Origin of the sequence: Micromonospora olivasterospora, assembly GCF_007830265.1 — a bacterium.
Classification (GTDB): Bacteria; Actinomycetota; Actinomycetes; order Mycobacteriales; family Micromonosporaceae; genus Micromonospora; species Micromonospora olivasterospora.
The window spans coordinates 5,686,550-5,709,411 of record NZ_VLKE01000001.1 but is presented as its reverse complement, the minus strand read 5'-3'; the positions used below and the strand labels follow the sequence as shown (position 1 = coordinate 5,709,411).

26 protein-coding genes are annotated in these 22,862 nt (G+C 70.9%); 16 read left to right on the top strand and 10 right to left on the bottom strand.

The genetic code is table 11. The features are described 5' to 3' along the window. Positions 1 to 24 precede the first annotated feature (24 nt). Positions 25 to 696 (top strand): thymidine kinase, encoded by a 672-nt coding sequence (locus tag JD77_RS26170; RefSeq protein ID WP_145776590.1) that lies wholly within the window; start codon positions 25 to 27, stop codon positions 694 to 696. A 49-nt stretch (positions 697 to 745) separates the two neighbouring features. Here JD77_RS26170 and JD77_RS26165 read toward each other — a convergent pair whose 3' ends face one another. After that, positions 746 to 1,204: an Rv0361 family membrane protein gene (locus JD77_RS26165; protein WP_145776589.1), complete on the bottom strand. Its 459-nt coding sequence runs from the start codon at positions 1,202 to 1,204 to the stop codon at positions 746 to 748. Positions 1,205 to 1,322: 118 nt separating this feature from the next. On the opposite strand from JD77_RS26165, the gene JD77_RS26160 reads away from it, so the two are divergent. Both JD77_RS26160 and JD77_RS26155 read left to right on the top strand, forming a co-directional pair. Next, on the top strand, positions 1,323 to 3,029 hold the full coding sequence (locus tag JD77_RS26160; RefSeq protein WP_145776588.1) for an acyl-CoA dehydrogenase family protein: 1,707 nt from the start codon (positions 1,323 to 1,325) through the stop codon (positions 3,027 to 3,029). Between the two features lie 63 nt (positions 3,030 to 3,092). Further along, positions 3,093 to 3,464, top strand: a complete 372-nt coding sequence (locus JD77_RS26155; protein WP_145776587.1) for a VOC family protein — start codon at positions 3,093 to 3,095, stop codon at positions 3,462 to 3,464. Between the two features lie 60 nt (positions 3,465 to 3,524). On the opposite strand, the gene JD77_RS26150 is transcribed toward JD77_RS26155, so the two are convergent. After that, positions 3,525 to 4,526 carry a tyrosine-type recombinase/integrase gene (locus tag JD77_RS26150; RefSeq protein WP_145776586.1) on the bottom strand — a complete coding sequence of 334 codons (1,002 nt, stop codon included), beginning with the start codon at positions 4,524 to 4,526 and terminating at the stop codon, positions 3,525 to 3,527. A gap of 124 nt (positions 4,527 to 4,650) precedes the next feature. On the opposite strand from JD77_RS26150, the gene JD77_RS26145 reads away from it, so the two are divergent. Both JD77_RS26145 and JD77_RS35880 read left to right on the top strand, forming a co-directional pair. Then, positions 4,651 to 5,109 (top strand): helix-turn-helix transcriptional regulator, encoded by a 459-nt coding sequence (locus JD77_RS26145; RefSeq protein WP_484213891.1) that lies wholly within the window; start codon positions 4,651 to 4,653, stop codon positions 5,107 to 5,109. Then, the gene (locus tag JD77_RS35880) at positions 5,091 to 5,411 is read left to right on the top strand and encodes a WYL domain-containing protein (RefSeq protein ID WP_484213890.1); all 321 of its coding nucleotides are present in this window, start codon (positions 5,091 to 5,093) and stop codon (positions 5,409 to 5,411) included. The genes JD77_RS26145 and JD77_RS35880 overlap by 19 nt, the downstream gene beginning before the upstream one ends. Here JD77_RS35880 and JD77_RS26140 read toward each other — a convergent pair. From JD77_RS26140 to JD77_RS26125, 4 genes are all read right to left on the bottom strand, one after another. Further along, on the bottom strand, positions 5,294 to 5,728 hold the full coding sequence (locus tag JD77_RS26140) for an Hsp20/alpha crystallin family protein (protein ID WP_145776585.1): 435 nt from the start codon (positions 5,726 to 5,728) through the stop codon (positions 5,294 to 5,296). The two genes, JD77_RS35880 and JD77_RS26140, sit on opposite strands and share 118 nt — an antisense overlap. Before the next feature lie 202 nt (positions 5,729 to 5,930). Then, positions 5,931 to 6,461 (bottom strand): DUF2087 domain-containing protein, encoded by a 531-nt coding sequence (locus JD77_RS26135; protein WP_145776584.1) that lies wholly within the window; start codon positions 6,459 to 6,461, stop codon positions 5,931 to 5,933. 58 nt (positions 6,462 to 6,519) lie between these two features. Continuing rightward, complete coding sequence (locus tag JD77_RS26130; protein ID WP_145776583.1) at positions 6,520 to 7,149, bottom strand: NADPH-dependent F420 reductase; 630 nt, start codon at positions 7,147 to 7,149, stop codon at positions 6,520 to 6,522. A 108-nt stretch (positions 7,150 to 7,257) separates the two neighbouring features. Then, positions 7,258 to 7,500, bottom strand: coding sequence for a helix-turn-helix domain-containing protein (locus tag JD77_RS26125; protein WP_145776582.1), 243 nt, complete (start codon positions 7,498 to 7,500; stop codon positions 7,258 to 7,260). A 92-nt stretch (positions 7,501 to 7,592) separates the two neighbouring features. On the opposite strand from JD77_RS26125, the gene JD77_RS34185 reads away from it, so the two are divergent. Continuing rightward, positions 7,593 to 8,120 carry an MFS transporter gene (locus JD77_RS34185; protein WP_342799665.1) on the top strand — a complete coding sequence of 176 codons (528 nt, stop codon included), beginning with the start codon at positions 7,593 to 7,595 and terminating at the stop codon, positions 8,118 to 8,120. A gap of 270 nt (positions 8,121 to 8,390) precedes the next feature. On the opposite strand, the gene JD77_RS26115 is transcribed toward JD77_RS34185, so the two are convergent. Both JD77_RS26115 and JD77_RS35645 read right to left on the bottom strand, forming a co-directional pair. Then, positions 8,391 to 9,173 (bottom strand): hypothetical protein, encoded by a 783-nt coding sequence (locus tag JD77_RS26115; protein WP_145776581.1) that lies wholly within the window; start codon positions 9,171 to 9,173, stop codon positions 8,391 to 8,393. Continuing rightward, positions 9,077 to 9,709, bottom strand: a complete 633-nt coding sequence (locus JD77_RS35645; protein ID WP_170286549.1) for an IS3 family transposase — start codon at positions 9,707 to 9,709, stop codon at positions 9,077 to 9,079. Before JD77_RS35645 ends, JD77_RS26115 begins: the two co-directional genes overlap by 97 nt. Positions 9,710 to 9,947: 238 nt before the next feature. On the opposite strand from JD77_RS35645, the gene JD77_RS26105 reads away from it, so the two are divergent. Further along, positions 9,948 to 11,189: an IS256 family transposase gene (locus JD77_RS26105; protein ID WP_145776580.1), complete on the top strand. Its 1,242-nt coding sequence runs from the start codon at positions 9,948 to 9,950 to the stop codon at positions 11,187 to 11,189. Further along, the gene (locus JD77_RS26100) at positions 11,186 to 11,386 is read left to right on the top strand and encodes a hypothetical protein (RefSeq protein ID WP_145773317.1); all 201 of its coding nucleotides are present in this window, start codon (positions 11,186 to 11,188) and stop codon (positions 11,384 to 11,386) included. The genes JD77_RS26105 and JD77_RS26100 overlap by 4 nt, the downstream gene beginning before the upstream one ends. Here JD77_RS26100 and ltrA read toward each other — a convergent pair. Then, on the bottom strand, positions 11,383 to 12,861 hold the full coding sequence (gene ltrA / locus JD77_RS26095; RefSeq protein ID WP_145776579.1) for a group II intron reverse transcriptase/maturase: 1,479 nt from the start codon (positions 12,859 to 12,861) through the stop codon (positions 11,383 to 11,385). The two genes, JD77_RS26100 and ltrA, sit on opposite strands and share 4 nt — an antisense overlap. Positions 12,862 to 13,393: 532 nt before the next feature. Then, on the bottom strand, positions 13,394 to 14,071 hold the full coding sequence (locus tag JD77_RS26085; protein WP_281292190.1) for an IS3 family transposase: 678 nt from the start codon (positions 14,069 to 14,071) through the stop codon (positions 13,394 to 13,396). A gap of 821 nt (positions 14,072 to 14,892) precedes the next feature. Here JD77_RS26085 and JD77_RS26080 point away from each other — a divergent pair. From JD77_RS26080 to JD77_RS26055, 8 genes are all read left to right on the top strand, one after another. Next, the gene (locus JD77_RS26080; protein WP_246140959.1) at positions 14,893 to 15,522 is read left to right on the top strand and encodes a TnsA-like heteromeric transposase endonuclease subunit; all 630 of its coding nucleotides are present in this window, start codon (positions 14,893 to 14,895) and stop codon (positions 15,520 to 15,522) included. Then, positions 15,497 to 15,670 (top strand): hypothetical protein, encoded by a 174-nt coding sequence (locus JD77_RS34180; RefSeq protein ID WP_246140958.1) that lies wholly within the window; start codon positions 15,497 to 15,499, stop codon positions 15,668 to 15,670. Before JD77_RS26080 ends, JD77_RS34180 begins: the two co-directional genes overlap by 26 nt. After that, positions 15,663 to 16,613 carry a helix-turn-helix domain-containing protein gene (locus tag JD77_RS34175; protein ID WP_246140956.1) on the top strand — a complete coding sequence of 317 codons (951 nt, stop codon included), beginning with the start codon at positions 15,663 to 15,665 and terminating at the stop codon, positions 16,611 to 16,613. The genes JD77_RS34180 and JD77_RS34175 overlap by 8 nt, the downstream gene beginning before the upstream one ends. A gap of 14 nt (positions 16,614 to 16,627) precedes the next feature. Then, complete coding sequence (locus tag JD77_RS34170) at positions 16,628 to 17,755, top strand: Mu transposase C-terminal domain-containing protein (RefSeq protein WP_342799694.1); 1,128 nt, start codon at positions 16,628 to 16,630, stop codon at positions 17,753 to 17,755. Further along, a complete protein-coding gene (locus tag JD77_RS26070) occupies positions 17,752 to 18,801 on the top strand; it encodes a TniB family NTP-binding protein (RefSeq protein WP_246140953.1) in 1,050 nt (349 codons plus the stop codon). Before JD77_RS34170 ends, JD77_RS26070 begins: the two co-directional genes overlap by 4 nt. After that, positions 18,798 to 19,835, top strand: a complete 1,038-nt coding sequence (locus JD77_RS26065) for a TniQ family protein (protein ID WP_145776577.1) — start codon at positions 18,798 to 18,800, stop codon at positions 19,833 to 19,835. The genes JD77_RS26070 and JD77_RS26065 overlap by 4 nt, the downstream gene beginning before the upstream one ends. Positions 19,836 to 20,034: 199 nt before the next feature. Next, complete coding sequence (locus tag JD77_RS26060; protein ID WP_246140610.1) at positions 20,035 to 21,378, top strand: IS701 family transposase; 1,344 nt, start codon at positions 20,035 to 20,037, stop codon at positions 21,376 to 21,378. Between the two features lie 67 nt (positions 21,379 to 21,445). Beyond that, positions 21,446 to 22,699, top strand: coding sequence for an ISL3 family transposase (locus JD77_RS26055; protein ID WP_145776556.1), 1,254 nt, complete (start codon positions 21,446 to 21,448; stop codon positions 22,697 to 22,699). Positions 22,700 to 22,862: the final 163 nt, after the last annotated feature.

The following is a 22,862-nucleotide window of genomic DNA, read 5'->3' as shown; positions in this document are numbered from 1 at the left end:
CCGCCCCTGCCGGGCCCGGACGACATCCGCGCCGGCTGCGCCGCCGCCCGCGCCGGCTGCGCCGCCGCCCGCGCCGTCGACGGCCGGCCGCTGCACGCCGCCGCGCTCAAGTTCTTCTGGGGACCGATGGACTGCGGCAAGTCCACGATGGCGTTGCAGATGAACCACAACCACGCCCGGCAGGGCCGCCGCGGCCTGGTCACCACCCGCATCGACCGCTCCCTCGGCCCGCAGGTCACCACCCGCATCGGCCTGGCCCACGCCGCCGTCGAGGTCACCGACGCCCTCGACCTGCGCGACCTGGTCCGAGACGCGTGGGCCGAGGGCGTACGCGTGGACTACCTCGTCTGCGACGAGGCGTCGTTCTACAACCTGGAACACATCGACCAGATGGCCGACCTGGTCGACAACTACGACGTCGACGTGTACGCCTTCGGCCTGGCCACCGACTTCCGGTCCTGCCTGTTCCCCGCCGCCCAGCGACTGTTCGAACTGGCCGACGAGGTGGCCCGCATCCAGGTCGAGGTGCTGTGCTGGTGCGGCCGGGAGGGGCTGCTCAACGCCCGCGTCGTCGCCGGCCGGGTGGTCCGCGAGGGCCGGCAGGTCGTCATCGGCGACACCGTCGACACCGCCGAGGTGCGTTACCAGGTGCTGTGCCGGCGGCACTACCGCGCCGGCGACCTCGGCGGCCGTTGACGCCACCGGCACCCGCCGTCGTCGCGGTAGCCGTCGAAGCCGCCCGGGGTCAGAACGGGTCCCCGCACACCCGCCACCGGCCGTCCTCGCGCACCACCGGCAGCCGGCGCTCCTCGCTGCCGCCGCCGTCGCGGGTCAGGCGCACCGTCACCGTGCCGAGCGGCCGGCCGCCGCGGGTGGCCACCGACACGTCGGTGATCTCGTAGCCGGTGACCTGCGGCGGGGTGCGCACCCAGGCGCCGAACCCGCCCGCGCTCCACTTGCCGCGCGCCTCGGAGCACAACCGCTCGTACGCCCGGTCGACGTCCCCGGCGGCGACCTCCCGGAAGAACCCGTCCGCGGTCTGCCGCACCGGCTCGGTCGACCGCGTCACCAGTTGCAGGTTCCACGCGCCCAGGCCGGCCACCCCGATCAGGCACAGGCCCAGCCCCAGCCCGGCGAACAGCAGACCGGTGCGCACCGGCCGGCGACGCCGGACCGGCCGCGTCCACGCCTGCCGCCTGCCCATCACCTCCGACCGTAGGCAACGCGCCCGCCGGCGCGCAGCAACTCGCACCTGTCGCCGCCGCCCGCGCATCGTCTACGGTCGGCGCACACCCGCCACACCGCGCCCCTGGAGCGAGACGATGACCCGTTACGTGCAGCCGGTGCCCGCCCCCGACGACCCGTACACCGGTGACGGCCTGCTGCGGTCCTGGCTGGAACGGCAGCTCGGCCCGGCCGGGCACGCCGCCGCGAAGGGCCGCCTGGCCGACCTGGCCGCCGACGTCGCCGGGCCGCTGCGCGCCGCGCACGCCGACGCCGAGGCGCACCCACCCACGCTCGTGCGTTACGACCCGTGGGGCGCCCGCGTCGACCGGATCGACACCTCCGCCGGCTGGCGGGCCCAACGCGCCGCCGCCGCCCGGCATGCCGTGGTCGCCCTGCCCTACCTGGACTCCGCGCGCGGCACGTGGGGCGCCGCTACCCGGGTCGTCCAGCACGCGCTGCTGCACCTGTACGGGCCGGAGTCGGCCACGTTCTCCTGCCCGGTGGCGATGGCCGACGGTGCCGCCGCGCTGCTCAGCCTTCCCGAGGTCGACGCGGCCGTCCGCGACGCGTGGCTGCCCCGGTTGACCTCCACCGACCCCGACACCGCGATCGTCAGCGGGCAGTGGATGACCGAGTCGCAGGGCGGCTCCGACCTGTCCCGGTCGGGCACCACCGCCCGACCCGCCGACGACGGTTCGTGGCGGCTGACCGGGGAGAAGTGGTTCTGCTCCGCCGCCGACGCCACGATGGCCGTAGCCCTGGCCCGCCCCGAGGGCGCCGGGACGGGCAGCCGCGTCCTCACGCCGTTCCTGGTGCCCCGCTACGCCACCGACTCCCCCCTCACCGCCGCCGACGCCGCGCCGTACGCCCCGGCGCCCGGGGTCACCGTGCACCGGCTCAAGGACAAGCTGGGCACCCGGGCGCTGCCCACCGCCGAGATCGGGCTGCGGGAGGCGTACGCGCTGCCGCTGGGCGACCCGGCCGCGCCCGGCCTGGTGCGGGCGATGACGCTGGTCGTGGTGACCCGGGTGCACAACGCGGCCGCCGCGGCCGGCGGGATGCGCCGCGGCCTGGCCTACGCCCGCGCGTACGCCGACGCCCGCACGATCGCCGGCGGGCGGCTGGCCGACAACCCGCTGCACCGGGCCACCCTCGGCGCGCTCGCCGTCGACGCGGCCGCCGCGTTCGCCCTCGCCGGGCACGCGTTCGCGCTGCTCGGCCGCGCGGAGGTGGGCGCCGACCCGGACGCCGCCGCCGAACTGCGCGTCGTCGCGCCGCTGGCCAAGCTCGCCACCGGCCGGCTCGCCGTCTCCTCCGCCAGCGAGTACGTGGAGGCGTTCGGCGGCGCCGGGTACGTGGAGGACACCGGCGTGCCCCGGCTGCTGCGCGACGCGCAGGTCCTGCCGATCTGGGAGGGCACCACGAACGTCCTGGCCCTGGACGTGCTGCGCGCGGTCACCCGCGAGGACGCCGGCGCGCCGCTGCTGCGCCGGCTGGACGCCGCCGTGGACCTGGCCCGGCCGATCTCGCCCGCACTGGCCGACACCCTGGCCGCCGTCACCGCGGAGCTGGCCGCCGCCCTCGCGGACGTGGCCGCCGACCCGCGCGCCGCCGGCGTGGTCGCCGGGGCGCGCGGGCTGGCGTTGCGCACCGCGGCGGCGCTGACCACGGCGCTGCTGGTGGAGCACGCCGCGTGGGGCGACGAGCAGGCGGAGGCGGCCGCGCGGCTGTGGGCGCGGCGGCGGCTGCGCCACGAGGACGTCGCCGCCGACGCCCACCAGCACCTCGACCTGCTCTGCTGAGTGTCGGCGGTCACCGCGGGCACCTGCCAGCGGATGTCAGGTACCCGCGGCAGGCTGGCCGGCATGACGATCACCGGCGACCTGTGCATGGTCAACCTCGACTCCTCCGACCCGGCCGCCCACGCCGCGTTCTACGCCCGTGTCCTCGGCTGGGAGATCACCCACAGCCAACCCGAGTACGCCATGGTCACCGGCGGCGGCGTGGCCATCGGCTTCGGCCTGGTCGACGGGTACGCCCCGCCGGCCTGGCCGGACCCCAGCGGCGGCAAGCGCTACCACCTCGACGTGTACGTCGACGACCGCACCGCGGCGGAGGAGGCGTTCTGCGCGGCTGGGGCGTCGAAGCCGGAGCACCAGCCCGGCGGCGAGCGGTGGACGGTGCTGCTCGACCCCGTCGGGCAGCCGTTCTGCGTCTGCCCCCGCCCACAGGGCTGACCGCACGCGGGCGGCGCGCCGGCCGGTGGGCCGGGCGCGCCGCCCCGCGGTTGCCTCGGGTCAGCCGCCGCGGCGGGCCCGGGCGGCCCAGATGACGTACGCGGGGTCCCGGTCCAGGTTGTGCCGGTCGCGGTCGTAGCGGCGGGTGGTCCGCGGGTCGGCGTGCCCCATGGCGTCCTGCACGTCCTCCAGCGGCACGCCCTCGGCGCGGGCGGTGGTGGCGAACGCGTGCCGCAGCGAGTGCGGCGACAGCTTCGCCCAGGACGGGATGCCGGCGTCCCGGGCCAGCCGGCGCACCAGCCGGAACACCGAGTGCCGGTCCAGGCGGGCGCCGGTCGAGGTGACCAGCAGCGGCCCGGTCAGCTCGTGCGGCGCCACGTTCCGCGCCGCCGCCCGTGCGGCCAGGTAGGCGTCGATCGCGTACGCGGTGGACGGGGTCAGCGCCCGCCGCCGGTGCTTTCCGCCCTTGCCGACGAACCGCACGCTGCGGTGCCCCCGCTCGCTGCCCAGGTCGGTCACGTCCAGCGACACGAGCTCGCCCACCCGCAGTCCCAGGTCGGCCAGCAGCGCGATGGCCGCCCGGTTACGGACGGCGGTCGGGCCGGTGTCCGCCTCGGCGGCGGCCAGCAGCGCGTCCACCTCCTGCGGGGTGAGCCCCACGGTCGCCGAGTGGTCCCGGTCCACGCGGGGCCGGTCCGCCCCGGCCACGGGGTTGGCGTCGACGGCCCGAAGCTTGACCAGAAAGTCGTACCAGCTGGACAGGGCCGACAGCCGGCGGGCCACGGTGGCGGGGGTCAGCGGCTGTCCGTTACGCCCGGCCGGGGTGGCCTCCAGCGTTCGGCCGTAGGCGTTGACGTCGAGGAACGTCGCCCGCAGCGGGTCCAGCTCCCGGGTGGCGCACCAGGCCAGCCAGCCGGCCACGTCCCGCCGGTACGCGTCGCGGGTGTGCTCGGACAGCCGCCGGTTGCGCAGCCACGCCTCGGTGAAGTCCTCGGGCCCCGCACCGGGCAGCACCGGAGGGGCCGACGGTCGGGACAGCACCGGAACCTCGGGACGGGACATGCGAGAAAGACTCTCAGCCCGGGGCCGGATCGGCGGTGAGGCGCGCCGCCGTACCCGTTCTCTGGCAGCGTCCGGCCCCGGCCGCCGGTTCTCGGCCGGTCGGCGGTGGGGATACGGTGCCGGGGTGCGTGCCAGCCGCCTGGTCGCCCTGCTGCTGCTCCTGCAGTCGCGGGGGCGGATGACCGCGCGGCAGCTCGCCGACGCCCTCGAGGTGTCGGTGCGCACCGTGTACCGGGACGTGGAGTCCCTCGGCGCGGCGGGCGTGCCCGTCTACGCCGACCGGGGGCCGGCCGGCGGGTACCGGCTGGTCGACGGCTACCGCACCCGGCTGACCGGGACGACCGGCGACGAGGCGCAGGCGCTGTTCCTCGCCGGGATACCCGGCGCGGCCGCCGATCTGGGCCTGGGGCCGACGCTGGCGGCGGCGGAGCTGAAGCTGCTCGCCGCGCTGCCCGCCGGCCCGGCCGACCGGGGTGGGCTGATCCGGCAGCGGTTCCACCTGGACGCACCCGGCTGGTTCCGGGACCCGGAGCCCACCCCGCACCTTCCGCGCTGGCTCACGCGGTGTGGGAGGACCGGCTGATCCGGGTGCGGTACCGGCGGTGGAAGGCGCCGCGGGAGGTGACCCGCCGGCTCGCCCCGCTCGGCGTGGTGCTCAAGGCCGGGCGGTGGTATCTGGTGGCCGACGCCGACGGGCAGGTCCGCCCGATACCCGCCGCCCGCGCCGGACGCGGATCGGGGCGCCCCGAGATGGACCCGTACACGTATCAGGCGTCGATCTGTTTGCGGCCGTTGCCGTTGCCGTTGCCGGCGGCGACCGCGATCCGCCGCGGCTTGGCCCGCTCGGCCACCGGGATGCGCAGCGTCAGCACCCCGTTGTCGTAGCCGGCCTCCAGGTTGTCCGTGTCGAGGGTGTCGCCGAGGAACAGCTGCCGGCTGAAGGTGCCCATCGGGCGTTCCGCGGCGACCAGCTCCACCTTGTCGCCGGTCGGGCGACGGCGCTGCGCGCGGACGGTGAGCACGTCGCGTTCGACGGTGCAGTCGATGCTCTCCGGGTCCACCCCCGGCAGGTCGAACGCGGCGTAGAAGTAGTCCCCGTCGCGGTAGGCGTCCATGTGCATGACGGCCGGGCGGGTGGTGGTGCCGAAGAACTGCTCGGCGAGCCGGTCGATCTCACGGAACGGGTCGGTGCGCATCAACATGGTTCGTGCCTCCTCGGTTCTCCTGGGCCGAAGGTGTCAAGTTGAGTCTGTGCGACTCAAGTTCCGTCTCCTTGTTCAGCGCGTCAGGCCGGCGCCGTCAACTCGCTTCTCCCACCAGTGCCGCGCGTACGGGTCGTCGCCGTAGGCGGGCTCGTCGCGGCCCGGTCGACCGACTTTCGCCAGCCCTGCCCCGCCGGGCGGGTCAGGCGGGGCAGGGTCGCCAGTAGACGCCCTGGTCGCGGGCGAGCAGCCGCTCGTCGACCAGGTACCGGCGCAGCGTGACGTGGTCGGCCTCGCCGCCGTCGCACCACGCCCGCAGCGCCTCGTCGACCGCGCGCTCCGGGTAGCGCGCCCCGGGCTCGAAGGACCGGGCGGCGATGTGCTCCAGCAGGTGCCGCCGCCTCCCCCGCTGAGCGGGGAAACGCACCAGGACCCCGTCGCGCAGGAAGGCCCGCAGCACCGCGGCGGCCGGCGACCGCGCCAGAGCAGCGGAATCCCCGGTACGGATGCGCGCCATCTCCCCCAGCCGGCCGTCGTCGACGCGCAGGCCCGGCCCGGCGTCGGTGACCAGGCCGGCGTCGACGAGCCGCCGCACGGCGGTGGCGACGTCCCGCACGCCCATCCCGGTACGCGCCACGACCGCCGCGGTGTCGGAGTCGCCGAGGGTGATCGCGGCGAAGACGAGGCGGCGTCGCTCGTCGGCGAGTGCGCCCGCCAGGGCCTGGTCCGTCATGGCGGCCACCCTGCCAGCGCGCCGCGACGCGCCGCCACCGGATTTCCGGGTCCGCCGCTCAACCGGTGGGGCCGACGAGTTGGACGGCAGAGCGCCAGGGCCAGCCGTTGCGCGCGTTGAGGGTGATGTTCAGGAACGCCATCTCCTCGAGGCTGCGGGCCATCCGCAGGCCACCCGCGTCGATCGGCCGGTACCCCAGCGACTCCAGCAGCCGCGCCACGGTGGCCTTGGCGTCGGGGTCGTCGCCGGCGTAGAAGCCGTCGAGGCGCTGGCCGTCCTCAGTCGGGTTGCCGTGCCGGGACGCGAAGAGGGTGTTGAACGCCTTGACGATCCGCGCGTTCGGGGCCTGCGCCGCGAGCTGCTCGCTGACGCTGGTGCCGAAGGTCGTCAGGTCGCTGTAGGAGTCGTTGAGCGGGTTGGTGACGTCGACGACGACCGGGCGGTTGGCCTCGTCGCCGAGTGACCGCAGCACCGGGGCCGCCACCGCGGCCGGGACGGCCAGGACGACGACGTCCGCGTCGCGGGCCGCGTCGGCGGGGCTGTCGGCCGCCCGCGCGTTGGCTCGCTCGGCGACGGCGTCGGCGCGCTCCCGGTGCGCCGCGGTGACGGTGACGTCGTGCCCGGCGCGAGCGGCGGCCGCCGCGAGCGCCCCGCCGACGTTGCCGGCGCCGATGATCGCGATCCGCATGACGAAGCCCCCTTCCGGCCGCGCGACGTTCCCGCCCGTCGGCGGGCAGGGACGCGGCCCGCAGCCAACGTAAGCCCGGGCGGCGGGCCGGCGGGCGCGGTTGCCGGATTACCGGGCGGGACGTTCGGCGACCAGGGCGACCCGGCGCAGCAGGTCCGACAGCAGCCGGCGCTCCTCGCCGCTGAGGGCGTCGAGCAGACGGCGCTCCTCGGCGGCGACCACGTCGATCGCGGCCCGCCAGGCGGCCCGGCCCGCCTCGGTCAGCTCGACGTCGATGCGGCGCCCGTCGACGGTCGACGGGATCCGGCGCACGAACCCGCACCGCAGCAGGGCATCGACCCGCGCGGTCACCGACGCAGGGGCGACTCGTCTGGGCCGCCGGCCCCGGCTGGGCATTCGTCATCGACGGCGCGTCCTTCGCGCTCAGCGCCCTACTGCTGTCGGTGACCCGGGTACGCCACGTCCCCACGCCCCGCCGCTCGCTGCGCGACGACCTGACGCTCGGCTGGCGGGCGGTCCGCGCCCGCGACTGGTACTGGACCAGCCTGCTCGCCCACGGCGTGTGCAACGGCGCCGCCGCCGTCCCGCTCACCCTCGGCCCGCTCGTCGCCGTCGACCGGCTCGGCGGCGACGGCGTCTGGGTGCTGCTGCAACAGGGCGGCGCCGTCGGCCTGCTGGCCGGGTCACTGCTCGCCGGGCGGCTACGCCCTCGCTCCCCTGGCGGCGCGGGCCTGGGACGTCCCCGTACCGCTGGCTGTCGCTGCGGGACTGGTCGCGCTCGCCTGCGCCGGCACCGCCGCCGTCCCCGGCGTACGTCCGGTCACCTGGCCGCACTGCACCAACTCGTCCTCCAGTCCCCGGCACCGGTTGTCACCCAGGCCCTCGGCTTCCACCACACCACCACCCACCGCCACCACGCCGCTGCCGGTGGATCCTGGAACCGCTACAGCCCTAGCCGCAACACACTGTGATCAGCGGACAGGGAATACAGGACAGTCGGATTACCGCACCCCTGCCAGTCGGACAGCCCTATTGCTCCGCAGATTCCGCGGACCTCGGCGGGCCGTTCGGGACTCATTAGGTAACGGGGCGCTGGGGCGTCGTCTCCGGACGGGTATCGGTAAGTGAGCTTGAGAGCTTCACGCCATCGACACACTGCGTGCCCGGTCAGGAACATGCCCGCGCACGTCGCGGACGTTTGTTGACGAGTGGTTGCTAGTCCCGGATCGCGTTGATGGAGGTCAGAGCCGTGCGTCGGCCCGCGCCGACTTCGTTTGTTCATTCATCACGGTAGCTATTGCGAAGCCCGGGGCACTCAGCCCATGATCGCATCGAGTAATAGCAACAGCACCTTCCGCTGCTGTGGGATCTATCGAAGGGACCAGCATGACTCGACCGGAACGGGTCCGGCGGCTGCCGCGACGTTCGCAAACAGGTGGACGGGTTGCGAAGGCCCTGCGCCGCCTCGGGGCGGTCGCGGTGGCCGCCATCACTCTCGGGATCATCTCGGCGGTGACGGTCGCGACGCCAGCCAGCGCGGCGACAATGACCATCTGCAAGAGTTCCCCCATACCCGCCGGGTACGTCATCATCGCCGAGGGCTCGTCGATATCCTGCCCCGGCAGCTTCCCCAACACCTGGACGATCACCACTCCGTCCACCACGGGAACCACCGTGATGTGCAAGGTCTCCGCCGTCCCGGGCGGGTTCGTCATCATCGCCGAGGGCTCGTCGATATCCTGCCCCGGCAGCTTCCCCAACACCTGGACGATCACCACTCCGTCCACCACGGGAACCACCGTGATGTGCAAGGTCTCGGCCCTGCCGAGCGGGTACGTCATCATCGCCGAGGGCTCGTCGATATCCTGCCCCGGCAGCTTCCCCAACACCTGGACCATCCGCACTCCGGCGGCCTCTGGCACGACGGTCATCTGCTCGGTTTCGCCGATCCCACCGGGATACGTCGTGGTCGGCACGGGCTCGTCGACATCCTGCCCCGGCAGCTTCCCCAACACCAGGACCATCCGGCTGCCCTGATGCCGGCACGAGTGGTCCCGCCGAACCTCCGGCGGGACCACTCGGCACGACCCCGGACGCCCCCGTGCCAACCCGTCCACCGCCACCAACCAAGATCACGCTGGCTCTGAGCTCCCCCCGCTTTGATGGAGCGGTGGTTACCTGCTGCCGGTTGGTGCAGGGGTAGCGATAGTTGGCCGGCTGGTTCCTTCTGGTGGGTGTGCCAGGCGGTCTCGTACTCGTCGGGGCTGCGGTAGCCCAGTTCCTTCTGGATGCGGCGGGTGTTGTACCAGCCGTCGATGTAGGCGAAGATCGCGTTCTCGGGCTCGTCGCGGGTGCGCCAGCTCGTGCGGTAGACGAGTTCGATCTTCAGCGTCGACCAAGTGTCAAGCCCCGGGTTTGATGGAGAGTTGGTTAGCTGGTTTTCAGGGGTGCGGTGACCGGGTGGGTCATCGCGTGGAGTGCCTCGTTTTCGGCGGGTGGGACGTGTCCGAGCTCGCCGTGTAGGTTGAGTCGGCCTGGAGCGCGGTGCTGGTGTTGCCACCAGCCCGTTTCTCCAGGCCGCTCGCCGAACCCGCCGTGCGCCTCTCAACGCAACGGGCTCTCCACAAGTCCCGTGGTGGTCGTGTGGTCTGTCCTCATCCGGTCCGCCCGAGTGGCGTCCCTGATAGTGGTGTAACGCGGTTGGCGTGATCGCCGGACAGCCTGTCCGGCATAGAGCGCGGCCATCGCGTGATCTTTCGAGTGAACCTTCGACAGCACTCTCGAAAGGGACTACCGCGATGACCGCACCTCACATCATCGACCCTGCCGGCCTGCTGGGCCAGGCACTGACCGACGCGTCACCGGATCTGATGCGGCACCTGCTGTCCACGGTGATCAACTCTCTGCTGTCGGCGGAGGCCGACGCGGTCTGCGGCGCCGAGTACGGCATCGCCTCGCCGGAACGGATCAACTCCCGCAACGGCTACCGGCACCGCGAGCTCGACACCCGCATCGGCACGATCGACGTGGCCATCCCGAAACTGCGGTCGGGCTCCTACTTCCCCGAGCGGCTGCTCGAACGGCGTAAGCGGGCCGAGGCCGCGCTGGTCAGTGTGGTCGCGACCTGCTACCTGCTCGGCGTCTCCACCCGACGCATGGACAAACTCGTACAGTCGCTGGGCATCACCAGCCTGTCCAAGTCACAGGTCTCGCGGATGGCCGCCGACCTGGACGCCCAGGTCGCGGCGTTCCGCACCCGGCCGCTGAGCGAGTCGGGGCCGTTCACGTTCGTGGCCGCCGACGCGCTGACCATGAAGGTCCGCGAGCAGGGCCGGGTCGTCAACGCGGTCGTGCTGGTCGCGACCGGCGTCAACGCCGACGGCCACCGCGAGGTCCTCGGCGTCAAGGTCGCCACAAGCGAGACCAAGCAGGCATGGAACGCGTTCTTCGCCGACATGGTCGCCCGCGGCCTGACCGGCACCCTGCTGGTCACCAGCGACGCCCACGCCGGCCTGGTCGACGCGATCGCCGCGAACCTGCCCGGCGCGTCCTGGCAGAGGTGCCGCACGCACTACGCCGCGAACCTGATGGCGGTGTGTCCGAAGTCCGCGTGGCCGGCGGTCAAGACCGTGCTGCACTCGGTCTACGACCAGGTCGACGCCGCTACGGTCCACGCCCAGTTCGACAAACTCCTCGACTCGGTCAGCAGGTCGCTGCCGGCCGTGGCCGCCCACCTCGACGACGCCCGCGCCGACCTGCTCGCCTTCACCGGCTTCCCGCAACAGATCTGGCGCCAGATCTGGTCGAACAACCCCAACGAACGACTCAACAAGGAGATCCGCCGCCGCACCGACGTCGTCGGGATCTTCCCCGACCGCGACGCCGTCATCCGCCTCGTCGGTGCCGTCCTTGCCGAACAACACGACGAATGGACCGAAGGCCGCCGCTACTTCGCCCTCGACATCCTCGCCAAGGCCCGCGAGACCGCCAGAACCACCACGACGAGTCCGGACCTGCCCCAACTGGAGACCGCAGCATGACCGACGTGACCGGCGACCACACCATCCCCACCCCGGCCGAACGCAAGAAGCTCAACGCCGCCCTGGCCGCCACCGGCACCGAGACCGGCTTCTGGGACGGCCACGGCCGTCCCGCAGCCTGGCCCGACGACATCGACCGCTGGCAACCCGAAACCAACGAACCCGCCCCTGAGCAGCCCGGAACACAACCCTTCTAACCAGTACAACTCGAAAGATCAGCCGTTACACCACTTCCAGGGGCTTGACCGTCGCCCGTCCAGGGGGTTGGGATGGCTGTTCCCCGGTAGCGGTAGCGCGTGGTGCGTACCTTTGCTGGATCGAACAGTTCCCGTTCCTGGCCGTGTGGCCACCACCGTCCGTCGCAGTAGCGGCGGCGGAGGTCCTTCCAGTTGGTCTTGGGGTGCTTGCGGCGCAGCCATCCGATGACCCGTGCCCAGGTGTAGTGGCTCAGGTAGTGGAAGGCGGCGTGCGAGACCCCGGGCCGGAAGTATGCGCACCAGCCCCGCAGTTGCCGGTTGAGTTGCAGCAGCAGGGCGTCGAGCGGCTGGTTGGTGTCCAGTTCCCGGCACCACGTGCGCACCTTGTCCATCGCGGCCTTGACGGCCTTGCGCGAGGGATAGGTGTAGATGTAGTGCCGGTCGGTTCCTCGCTTGCGGTGGCGCTGGATGTGCCATCCGAGGAAGACGAGGCCGTCGTCGATGTGGGTGATCAGTGTCTTCTCCTCCGACAGGCGTAAGCCCATCGGTGCCAGCACTTCGGCGACGTCGCCGCGTATCTGCTCGGCGTGTTCCCGGGTGCCGGAGACCAGCACGAGGAAGTCGTCCGCATACCTCACCAGCCGGTAGTTGGCCTTCCCGTGCCGTCGTCGCTTGGCCCGCTCCACGCGGGGTGAGCTGGGGCCGCCGGGGATCTGGGCGAAGTGCTCGTCCAGGACCGACAAGGCCACGTTGCTCAGCAACGGCGAAAGGATCGATCCCTGCGGGGTGCCGGTGTCGGTGGCTCGCAGTTGGCCGTCCTCACTGAGGATGCCTGCCTTGAGGAACGCCTTGACCAGGGCCAGGACGCGCTTGTCCGCGATCCGTGCACGCACCCGACCCATCAGGGCCGCGTGGTCGATCTCGTCGAAGCACGCCGTGATGTCGCCCTCCACGATCCACTCGTAGCTCTTGGATGTGAGCAGGCGAGTCTCGGCGATCGCGTCATGGGCCCGGCGCATCGGGCGGAACCCGTAGGAACACGGGTGGAAGTCCGCCTCGAAGATCGGCTCCAGCACCAGCTTCAGGGACGCTTGGACCGTCCGGTCGGCCACGGACGCGATCCCCAGACGGCGGAGCTTGCCGTTCGCCTTGGGAATCATGCGCTCGCGCACCGGGATCGGACGGAAACTGCGGTCCTTGACCTGCGACCGTAGTTCGTCGAGGAAGTCCTCGACGCCTCGCACGTTCTCGACGTAGAAGACGGTGCGGCCGTCCACGCCGGGCGTGCGCGCCCCCTTGTTGCCCCGCACCCGCATCCATGCGGTCAGCAAGAAGGCGGGGTCAGCAACGAGATTGAACAGGTCATCAAACCCGCGATGAGGGTCTTCACGGGCCCAACGGTGCAGCTTGGTCTGGATCTCCAGTACCCGGCGCTCCGCCCGGTAGGCGGCGGCCTCCAGATCGTCGGTGTTCACCAACGTCCTCCCGGCATTCCAGCATCCTCACTGCCGACTTGCTGGCCCCCTTCGCCATGTGACCGGCTCTCCCAGCCTCGGACTACTACGGGGCCTCCGCCCCGCCCCACGGCCACCAGTCGGCGACAGACCTGCCCCCGAGACGGACTGGATGCCCGCACCAGGGGCGACCAGGGACGGTTCCCACGTTCACCACATGACCGATCGATCAGCACGGTGCCCAGCTCTATCCCGGCAGCATCGCCGCGGCTACGCCGCAGTCCTTCACCGCGGCCTCCGGACCGGCCGACGCATCCGGCCTCGGAGACGTCCCCTCGAACACCCAGGGGTACGAGCGCTGCAAACCGGCCCAGATCCACCAGGTTCGAGCCGGCACAACCATTACGGGACTTCAGCCGCTGGTTCACTCGCGTTACACCCTCTGATCTCGCTTGCCGAACCCGGCCCGTCTGGCAGTTCCGAACCGTTCCGGCGTTGTCGGGGCCGCTTCCCACCCTCCCCGGTGTCCCCCGGCTCAGGCTGCCCCCAGCTTCTACCGAGCCGCTGCGACGGCCCGGCGACGGTGGTCTTTCACCTCCGTACGGTCATATGGCGCCTCGTGGCGCACGCGCCGGTTGTTGTACCAGTCGATGTACTCGACGGTGGCCATCTCCAGGTCGTCGAGTCCGCGCCACGGGCCCTTGTTCCGGACGAGTTCAGCCTTGTACAGGGAGTTGAACGCCTCGGCCATCGCGTTGTCGTACGAGTCGCCCTTGGAACCAACCGAGGCGACGGCACCGGCCTCGGCCAGCCGCTGGCTGTAGCGAATCGCTCGATACTGGGCTCCCCTGTCCGAGTGATGGATCAGCCCGCCCAGGTCAGCGCCTTGATTCTCGCGGCGCCAGATCGCCATCTTCAACGCGTCGAGAGCCAGATCCGTGTAGAGCGACGTCGACACCTGCCAGCCGACGATCATGCGGGAGTACACGTCGAGGACGAACGCGGCGTAAACCCAGCCCACACTCGTGCGCACGTAGGTCAGGTCAGCGACCCACAGCTGGTTCGGGCCGGCCGCCGTGAAGTCCCGTTTGACCAGGTCAGCGGGTCGGCTGGTCTCGGCCGCCGGCCGGGTCGTGCGCGGCGACTTGTCACGCAGCAGCCCTCGCAGCCCGGACTCGCGCATCAGCCGCTCGACCGTGCACCGAGCCACCGGCACCCCTTGGCGGTGCAGCTCGTGCCAGACCTAATGAGTTCTGGGAGTTAGCCATCCGGCAAACTCCTGGTGGGTAGGTAGCCGCCAGCCGGTGAGCACTCGTTGGTCCTGGACGTCGAGTCCTGACCTCCCCTCGAACTCAACCGGATCCTCCAGACGGCCGCCCGACACGGACCGAAGACTGGCCACCATGAAGACCACCCACATCCCTCACCGGTCCGCCAGTGTGGCAGCCACTGATCAGATTCGGTGGACCAGGTCGCAGATAGGTGGGCCGGCACCCCCAACCTCAGTGGCACATGTCAACTCCACTGGGCCAGGACAGCCCTCCTGCGGACTCCAAGTCCCTACCGACAAGGTAGGAAACACCAAAAGTGTCATTATGATGCTCCTGGCTTATGTCCGTTTTGCGGCGCTTAGTTTCCGTATTGTCGTTACCGTTAATCCGATAAATGGCCGAGGGTTGGTGAGGTGCGCTGCGGGCCGTAAAGACGGGTGTCGCTTCGCGGCTGAACTGGCGAGTTCTCAGCACCGTGGCGAGCCACGTGGCGAGCGGCGGCCGGATTCTCAGCGGAAGTGGCGAACCCGGGCCGCTGCGGCTTGCCGCGCGCCAGCGACCCGGGAATCCGCCAGATCAGATGAGAATCAGGCGCGGCTGGGTGGCCGCCGCGCAAGTGGCGAAGGGCTGGTCAGCGCGATGACGGATCGCCAGATCGAACGAGAAGTGACAACGGGTGCCGGTAAGAAATGTCGCTTCTCGTCAGATGTGGCGAGCCGGGCGCTGAGGTGGCGAGGCGGGTGGCGAGTTCTCATCGAAAGTGGCGAGGAATGATGTCTCGGTGCTGGAGAGACGTGTCGGGCTGCCTGGCCTGGACGAGAACTTCGAGGCGATCTACCTGGACGGGCTGGGCGTTGAGCAGCGCGTGCCGTGGGGCTGGTTGCCGGATGTCGTGGGTGAGTTGGCGCGGCCGGTGAGGTCGTTTCCGTCGTACCGGGGCCAGCGGAACTTCCCTGGCTGGTACTGGTCGGCGACGCTCGGGCGCCTGGTCGGGTTCGAGTCGTGGGCGGAACGCGATCACCTGGTGGCGTTGGACTTCGACCCGTCGGTGACCGGGATCGTGTCGCAGCCGTTCTGGCTGCTGCGGCCGGGCGGGAACGGCAAGACCCGGCGGCACGCTCCGGACTTTCTGGTACGGCTGGAGGACGGCGCGGTCGTGGTGCTGGACTCTCGGCCGTTGGTGTTGGTCGAGGAGGTGGACCGGGTGGCGTTCGGGGTCACCGACCAGGCGTGCGCGTTGTTGGGTTGGCGGTACGCGGTGTGGGACCGGATGGATCCGGTGGTGGTGGCGAACCAGCGTTGGTTGGCCGGGTACCGGCATCCGCGGTGCTTCGACGAGCGGGTCGCGGCGTTGCTGCTGGAGGCGTTCGCGGCCCAGGTCGTTGATGGACGGTGCCGAGGCTGCCGGTGACACGCTGAGGACCCTGCCGGTGCTCTACCACCTGTTGTGGCGGCGGGAGTTGGTGGCGGACCTGTCGCTGGTGCTGTCACACCGCACGCTGGTGCGGGTGGCGCCGACCAACGACCGTCTGGCGCGGGTTGGTGAGCGCGATGGTTGAGCGCCCCGGGGTGCTGCGGGTCAATGACCGGGTGGTCTTCGCCGGGACCACGCACACCGTGGTGGCGATCTCGGGCGCGAGTATCCGGTTGTTGTCGGCGGCCGGCGCGACCACCGTCGTGGCGTTGGCGTATCTGCTGGCGGCCCCGGACTTCGAGCTGGTCGGCGCGGCGCCGGCGCCGAGGGTGGATCCGCATGGGTTGCTAAAGGCGCCGCCAGCGCAGGTGGTGCGCGCTGCCCGGGACTGGGAGCGGCACCTGATCGAGGTGGAGACCGGGCTGGCGCCGGAGGGGACGGTGCCGAGGCCGGGCTATGACCCGGCGACGTTCACTCTGGCCGCCCGGGAGGCGGCGAAGGCGGCGGAGTTGACCGACGCGGGGGCGAAGACGAGCGTACGCACGGTCCAGCGGATGCGCCGTCGTTACCGCGAGCAGGGCTTGTGGGGCCTGGTCGACACCCGGCACGCCCGCGTGGCGAAGCCGACCGGGCACGTCGACGCGAGGGTGGTGGCCGCCGCCGTCGCGGTGATCGAGAGGCAGACCGGCACGTCGACGGGGACGAAGTCGCGGGCGCTGCGGCAGATCCGGGAGCTGCTGGACGAGGAGCATGGCCCGGGCGTGGTCAAGATGCCGTCGCAGGCCACGTGCTATCGGCTGCTGGAGGTGCTGTCGGCTGGGCGGCACACGTTCGGTTCGGCGGTGACCCGCCGGCAGACGGCGAACAAGCCGGCCGGCGCCTACACCGCGACCACCGCGAGTCGTCCTGGTGAGCAGGTCCAGATGGACAGCACCCGCTGGACGTGTTGGCGATCATGGATGACGGGCAGCCCGGCCGAGCGGAACTCGTTCTCGCGATCGACATCGCCACCCGCACGATCTGCGCTGGCGTGCTGCGGCCGGTCGGGGCGAAGGCGGTCGACGCGGCGCTGCTGCTGGCCCGGGTGACGGTCCCGGAGCCGATGCGGCCGGGCTGGGACGCCGCGCTGGCGATGTCGGCGTCGCGGATCCCGCACCAGAGGCTGGTCAGCCTGGACTCCCGGATGGCCCTGGCTGCGGCCAAGCCGGTCATCGTCCCGGACACCGTCGTGATCGAACACGGCAAGGTGTTCCTGTCGGAGGTGTTCCTGCGCGCGGCCGACACGCTGGGCATCTCGGTGCAGCCGGCGCACCAGCAGACGCCCACGGACAAGGCGATCGTGGAGCGCACGTTCGAGTCGATCAACACGTTGTTCTGCCAGCACGTGGCGGGATACACCGGCAGGGACGTCACCCGGCGCGGCCGGGATGTCGCCGAGCGGGCGGTGTGGTCGCTGCCGGACCTGCAAGAACTGTTCGACGAGTGGGTGATCGCCGGCTGGCAGACCCGCCCACACGACGGGTTGCGGCACCCGTTCAACCCCGATCAGGCCGCCTCACCCAACGACGCCTACGCCGCCCTGGTCGCTGCGGCCGGCTACGTCCCGGTGTCGCTGACCGGCGAGGACTACATCGAGCTGCTGCCGGCGGACTGGCGAGCGATCGGCGACGGCGGGATCCAGATCGACTACCGCACCTACAACTGCGCGGAGCTGCGCCCCTATGCCCGCAAGAACTCGGGGATCACCAGCCGCGCCGGCCGGTGGGAGGTCCACTACGACCCCTACGACGTCTCCCGCATCTGGGTACGCAACCACCACCACGGCGGTTGGATCACCGTTCCCTGGACCCATCACAGCTTGGTGGGGCAGCCGTTCGCCGACTTCACCTGGCGGGCCTCGCGGAAGATCGCCGCGCAGCGGGGCTTGGACGACACCAACGAGATGGCCGTCTCGGTGATCCTGGCCGCGTTGCTGCGCCGCGCCGAGCAGGGACCGGGCGCCGGTCGCGCGTTGGCGCGCACACGCACAGCCCAGGCGATGGGCAACCACCTGCCCCCGGAACTCACCACTGCGGCGCTGTCCGAACCACCGAAGGCCGCAGCGGTCCCGCCTCGACCGCTGCCCCCACCCGGGCCGGAGCCGGACGAGCAGCCGCAGGTCCTGGTCGGGGACGTGGTGCCATTCGCGTTGTTCGACCCGTTCGCCGACGACCTGGAGGCGGGCCGATGAGCAGCACGCTGTCCATGTCCACCGACGTTCGGCATCCGCTGGCCACCAAGCAGGGCTGGGCCTCGTTCGTCGCGCAGGTCAACCCGGAACCGCCCCGGCTGCTGCCCGCAGCCGACTGGCAGCGGCTAACCTCGTTCGAGCGGGACCTCTACAACGAGGCACGCCAGGACTATCACTCCGCGTTGCTGCTGGTCGCCACTCCGGACATCAAGAAGATCATCCACACTGGCAGCAAGCTGGTCATCAACAACCGTGGCAAGCAACTCGGCCGTCGTGGCCTGATCGTCTCCGGCCCCAGCGGCACCGGCAAGTCGACCTCGATCAGCCAACTGGGCAAGAAGTTCCAGGTCGAGTTGGAACGGCGCAGCCCAGGAGTGCGCGACCGGATCCCGGTCGTCTACATCGTGGTCCCGCCCGACGCCACCCCCAAGATGCTGGCCACCGAGATGGCGATCTTCCTCGGACTGCCGGTCGCCCACCACGACAGCCCGCAGTCGATCGCGCACAACGTCGCCTCGGTGATGCGCCGGGTCGGCACCGGCATGGTCCTCGTGGACGAGATCCACCGGCTGGATTTGACCACCCGCCAGGGCAAGAACGCCTCCGACCAGCTCAAATACTTCTTCGACACGATCAGCGCGACGTTCGTCTACGCCGGGCTCGACCTCGACGAGACCGGCATGTTCTCCGGAGTACGCGGCCGGCAGATCGCCGGCCGGTTCATCCCGGTCAACACCAGCCCGTTCACCCACCGCACCGCCCAGGACAAGCACGACTGGGCAAAACTCGTCGCCGCGATGGAACAGGCGCTACGGCTGCACCGCCACCAGCCTGGAACCCTGGTCGAGCTGGCTCCTCACCTGCACGACCGCACCGGCGGCATGATCGGCAGCCTCGACCAGCTCATCCACGAGGCCGCCAACGACGCCATCACCGACGGCACCGAGAAGACCACCAAAGCCCACCTGGACGCGGTCATCCTCGACATCGCCGCGCAAGCACAGTTCAACCCGCCCCGCCAACGTCGACGGGCGGACCCGCGATGAGGTTCTGGCAGCAACCCGCCCAGCAACTCCCGATCCGAGTCCGTCCGGTGCGCGGGGAGACCCTGATCTCCTACGTCTTCCGGCTCGCCGACGCCAACGACCTCGACCGGCCAACGATCCTGCTGGGAGCGCTCGGGCGGCCCACCATCGGACTCACGCGCTACCTGCTCGGCAAAGACTACGACGTCGCGCTCAACGAGCATTCGCGCCGCAGGTTGGAGACCTTCACCGGTATTCCCATAGCGCGGCTGAAGGCATCACTGCCCAGCCTGCACCACACCCACGACGCCCTACCCGTCGACATCCCCGCCATCCACCCCTACCGGACCTGGAACCTGCGCGACCACTGCGACCACTGCGTCTCCCGGATCCCCGGCCGCCCGAGAATCAGGGTGCACAGTCCGTCGTTCCCGCACCTCTGCCGGCGTCACCGCCGCTGGCTGGCCCCCGGCATGGCGCAGGTCACCCGCCAGGTCGACCTCACCAACACCCCAGAGATCATCAGGGCGGACCGCCGCTACGGCCGGCTACGCGCCACCACCCGCGATCACGAATGGACCCGCGAGCAGTTCACGCAAGCCATCTGGATCGTCATGGACTGGGCCCGTTCCAGTCACAGCGCCAGCCCCCGACTACACGCCCGCTGGACCGCTCGGGCCGATGCACTCCGGACGTTCCACGGACCGTTCAACCCCTCACCACTGCTGGTCTTCCCCGAGACCATCGCCCTTACCGAAATCCTCTGCGACCTCGAATGGCGTCGACACGTCGCGATGGTCAACAGCGACATCGACATGACCAACTTCTACCGCCACATCACCCATCGGCTCGGCCAGCCACGCACCTTCGCCGACCAACTTTCACGACCACGGCTCGTCCTTGACCGACACCGCCTCCGCAGCGTCACCAACCCACTTCAACAGTGGATCATCCAGCACCGGCATAAGCACCTCCAGACCCGCACCAAGTTCTGGGACCGGCACCGCACCGGCTACGCCACGAGAACCCCCTTCCCGGAAATTCGGCTCTTGTGATGTTCTCGTGGGTGGGTTGACGCCCTGATCGACAGGGCACGCCGTGTCCCGTCTAGTACGGCAGCCGCCATTGGTGGTCTGACCTCGCGGGACGCGGTGGGGGCGTGCAACGTGGACGCAGCCGCCTGTCGATCATGTGTTTGTGAGGACTACAAGATCGAAGGCGGCTGCGGTTGCCAGGGTAGCGGCTGGGCGCGCGGTGCGGGAACGGGCCGGGCTGTTGCAGCGGCTGCGGTCGTGCTTCGCCCGAACGCAGACGTGGCAGCACGCGGGAAGATACATATCGGCGCTGGTCAGCCAGGTGCCGAAGCGCAACGGGTGGACCATCGCCGAGCAGGTCGGGGACGCCACGCCGGACCGCACGCAGCGGCTGCTGAACCGGGCGGTGTGGGACACGACGGCCGCGATGAGCCAGGTCCGGCGGTTCGCCGCTGCGGGTCTGGACGAGGCGGCGCGCCGTCGGCGGCGGCGTGGCCTGGTCGTCGGCGCGTTGGACGAGACGGGCCAGCCCAAGCAGGGCAAGGCGACGTGCGGGGTGAAGCGGCAGTACATGGGGTGCGCGGGCCGGGTCGCGAACGGGATCAACACGGTGCACCTGTCCTACGTTCGGGAGAAGACGGGGCACGCGTTGATCGGGGCGCGTCAGTGGATCCCGGCCGAGCACATCACCGACCCCCGGGCCTCGGCCGGTATGGGACTGCCGCCGGAGGTGGAGTTCCGCACCAAGGGCCAGCTGGCCATCGATATCTGTGCTGATGCGTTCGCCGACGGCCTGGTATTCGACTTCGCCTGCGGCGACGAGGTGTACGGCAACTGCACACAACTACGGGAGTTCTTCGAGCAGCACGGGCAGGCGTACGTGCTGCGGGTCGCTGCCACCTTCATGATCGACCTGCCCTCCGAAGCGAAACTGACCTGCGCACAGGCCGTCACGCTGCTGGTCAAGGACAAGCGTCGGTGGGAGGTCCGCTCGGCCGGTACCGGGTCGAAGGGACAGCGCTGGTATGCCTGGGCGTGGATCGCCACCGCCTCGCCCCGCCATCATCTGCTCATCCGCCGTCACCTGCGCAGCGGTGAACTGGCCTTCCACTACTGCCATGTGCCCGAGGGGCAGATCCTGACCAAGACGAGGCTGATCCGCGCTGCCGGGCTGCGCTGGCCGGTCGAGGAAGATTTCGAGTTCAGCAAGGACCACTTCGGCCTGGACCAGTGCCAAGCGAGGCTCTACACCGCGATCCAGCGGCACACCGTGCTGGTCATGGCCGCCCTCGCGGTCTGCGCGGTCACCGCCGCCCACCTCGCCGACCGCACCGACACCCAGGCACCGCCGCCAAGCACACCGGACCAGCCGCCGCCACCCGAGCCCGGAATGATCCCGCTGACCGTCCCCGAGGTCAAACGACTACTCGCCAACGCCCTCCAGCATCCGAAACCACCCGGCCACGCCACGCACTGGCTCAACTGGCGACGCCGTCACCAGGCCCGCGCCCGCTGGTTCCACCAACGCACACGGCTGAACCGGGACTACACCCTGGTCAGCTAGCAACTGGCGGCTGCCGTACTAGGTTTCTGGCTTGTCGAAGGTCAGAAACTGAAGATTGGGAAATGGCGTGCGTTTGACCAGGGTATTGCATCGACAGGCAGGGCTGGAACGGGCCGTCGTCGAGGGCGTGCGCCTCGATGACGACACCGACGGTGAGGTCTTGGTGATCTCTGCCCGGCCGCGCAAGGGCGCGGCGCGTCGCTGCGGGCGCTGCCGGGCTCGCGCGCCGTGGTACGACCGCGGCTGGGGCAGGCGGCGGTGGCGGCACCTGGACTTCGGCACGCTGCGGGTGGTCATCGAGGCCGCCGTGCCTCGGGTCGACTGTGCCGAGCACGGGCCGACGGTGATCGCGGTGCCGTGGGCGCGTCACGGTGCCCGGTTCACCACGGCGTTCGAGGACACCGCGGCGTGGCTGGCCGCGCGCACGTCCGCGTCGGCGGTGACCGGGCTGCTACGCATCGCCTGGCGCAGCGTGGTCGCCATCGTCGGCCGGGTCGTCGACGCTGCCGCCGCCGGCGCCGATCGACTGGCCGGACTCAAACGGATCGGTATCGACGAGGTCGCCTACCGCAAGGGCCAGCGCTACCTGACCCTGGTCGTCGATCACGACACCGGCCGCCTGGTGTGGGCCGCCGACGGGCGGGACAAGGCCACCGTCGCCGCGTTCTTCGACGAGCTGGGCGCGCAGCGGGCCGCGGCGCTGACCCACGTGTCGGCCGACGCCGCCGCCTGGATCGGTGACGTGGTGGCCGAGCGGGCGCCGCAGGCGGTCCGCTGCCTTGACCCCTATCACCTGGTCGCCTGGGTCACCGACGCCCTCGACGAGGTACGCCGGGCGGTGTGGAACACCGCCCGTGGCGGCAAAGGCGGCCGCACCGAGGCGTCCAAGACCCTCAAAGACGCCCGGTGGGCGCTGTGGAAGAACCCGCCGAACCTGACCGACAAGCAGAAGGCGACCCTGGCCACGATCCAGGCCACCAACCGGCCGCTGTACCGGGCGTACCTGCTCAAGGAACAGTTCCGGGAGATCATCGCGGTCAAGGGCGCCGACGGCAGGCTCCTGCTGCAGGCGTGGCTACGCTGGGCGAGCCGGTCGAAGCTGGCCCCGTTCGTCAAGCTGGCCAAGACGATTCGCCGTCACCTGCCCGCGATCCACAACATGCTCGACAGCGGACTGTCCAACGCCCGCATCGAGGCCAACAACGTCCACCTGCGCGTGCTGACCCGCCAGGCCTACGGCTACCACAGCGCCAAAGCGTTGATCACCATGGCCAACCTCCGCCGCGGCGGCCTCTGCCCACCACTACCCGGACGATCATGAACCCGACCCACGAGAACGGCAGTAGACCCGGAAATTCGCCACTTCAAGTGAAAGACGGTGTCCCGTGACCACACCACACCCAACTGGCGAACCACAGGTCAACCCACATCACCAGATCGAACGAGAAGCGACACCCAGGGTCGGAGTCCGGGCCGCGTGAGCG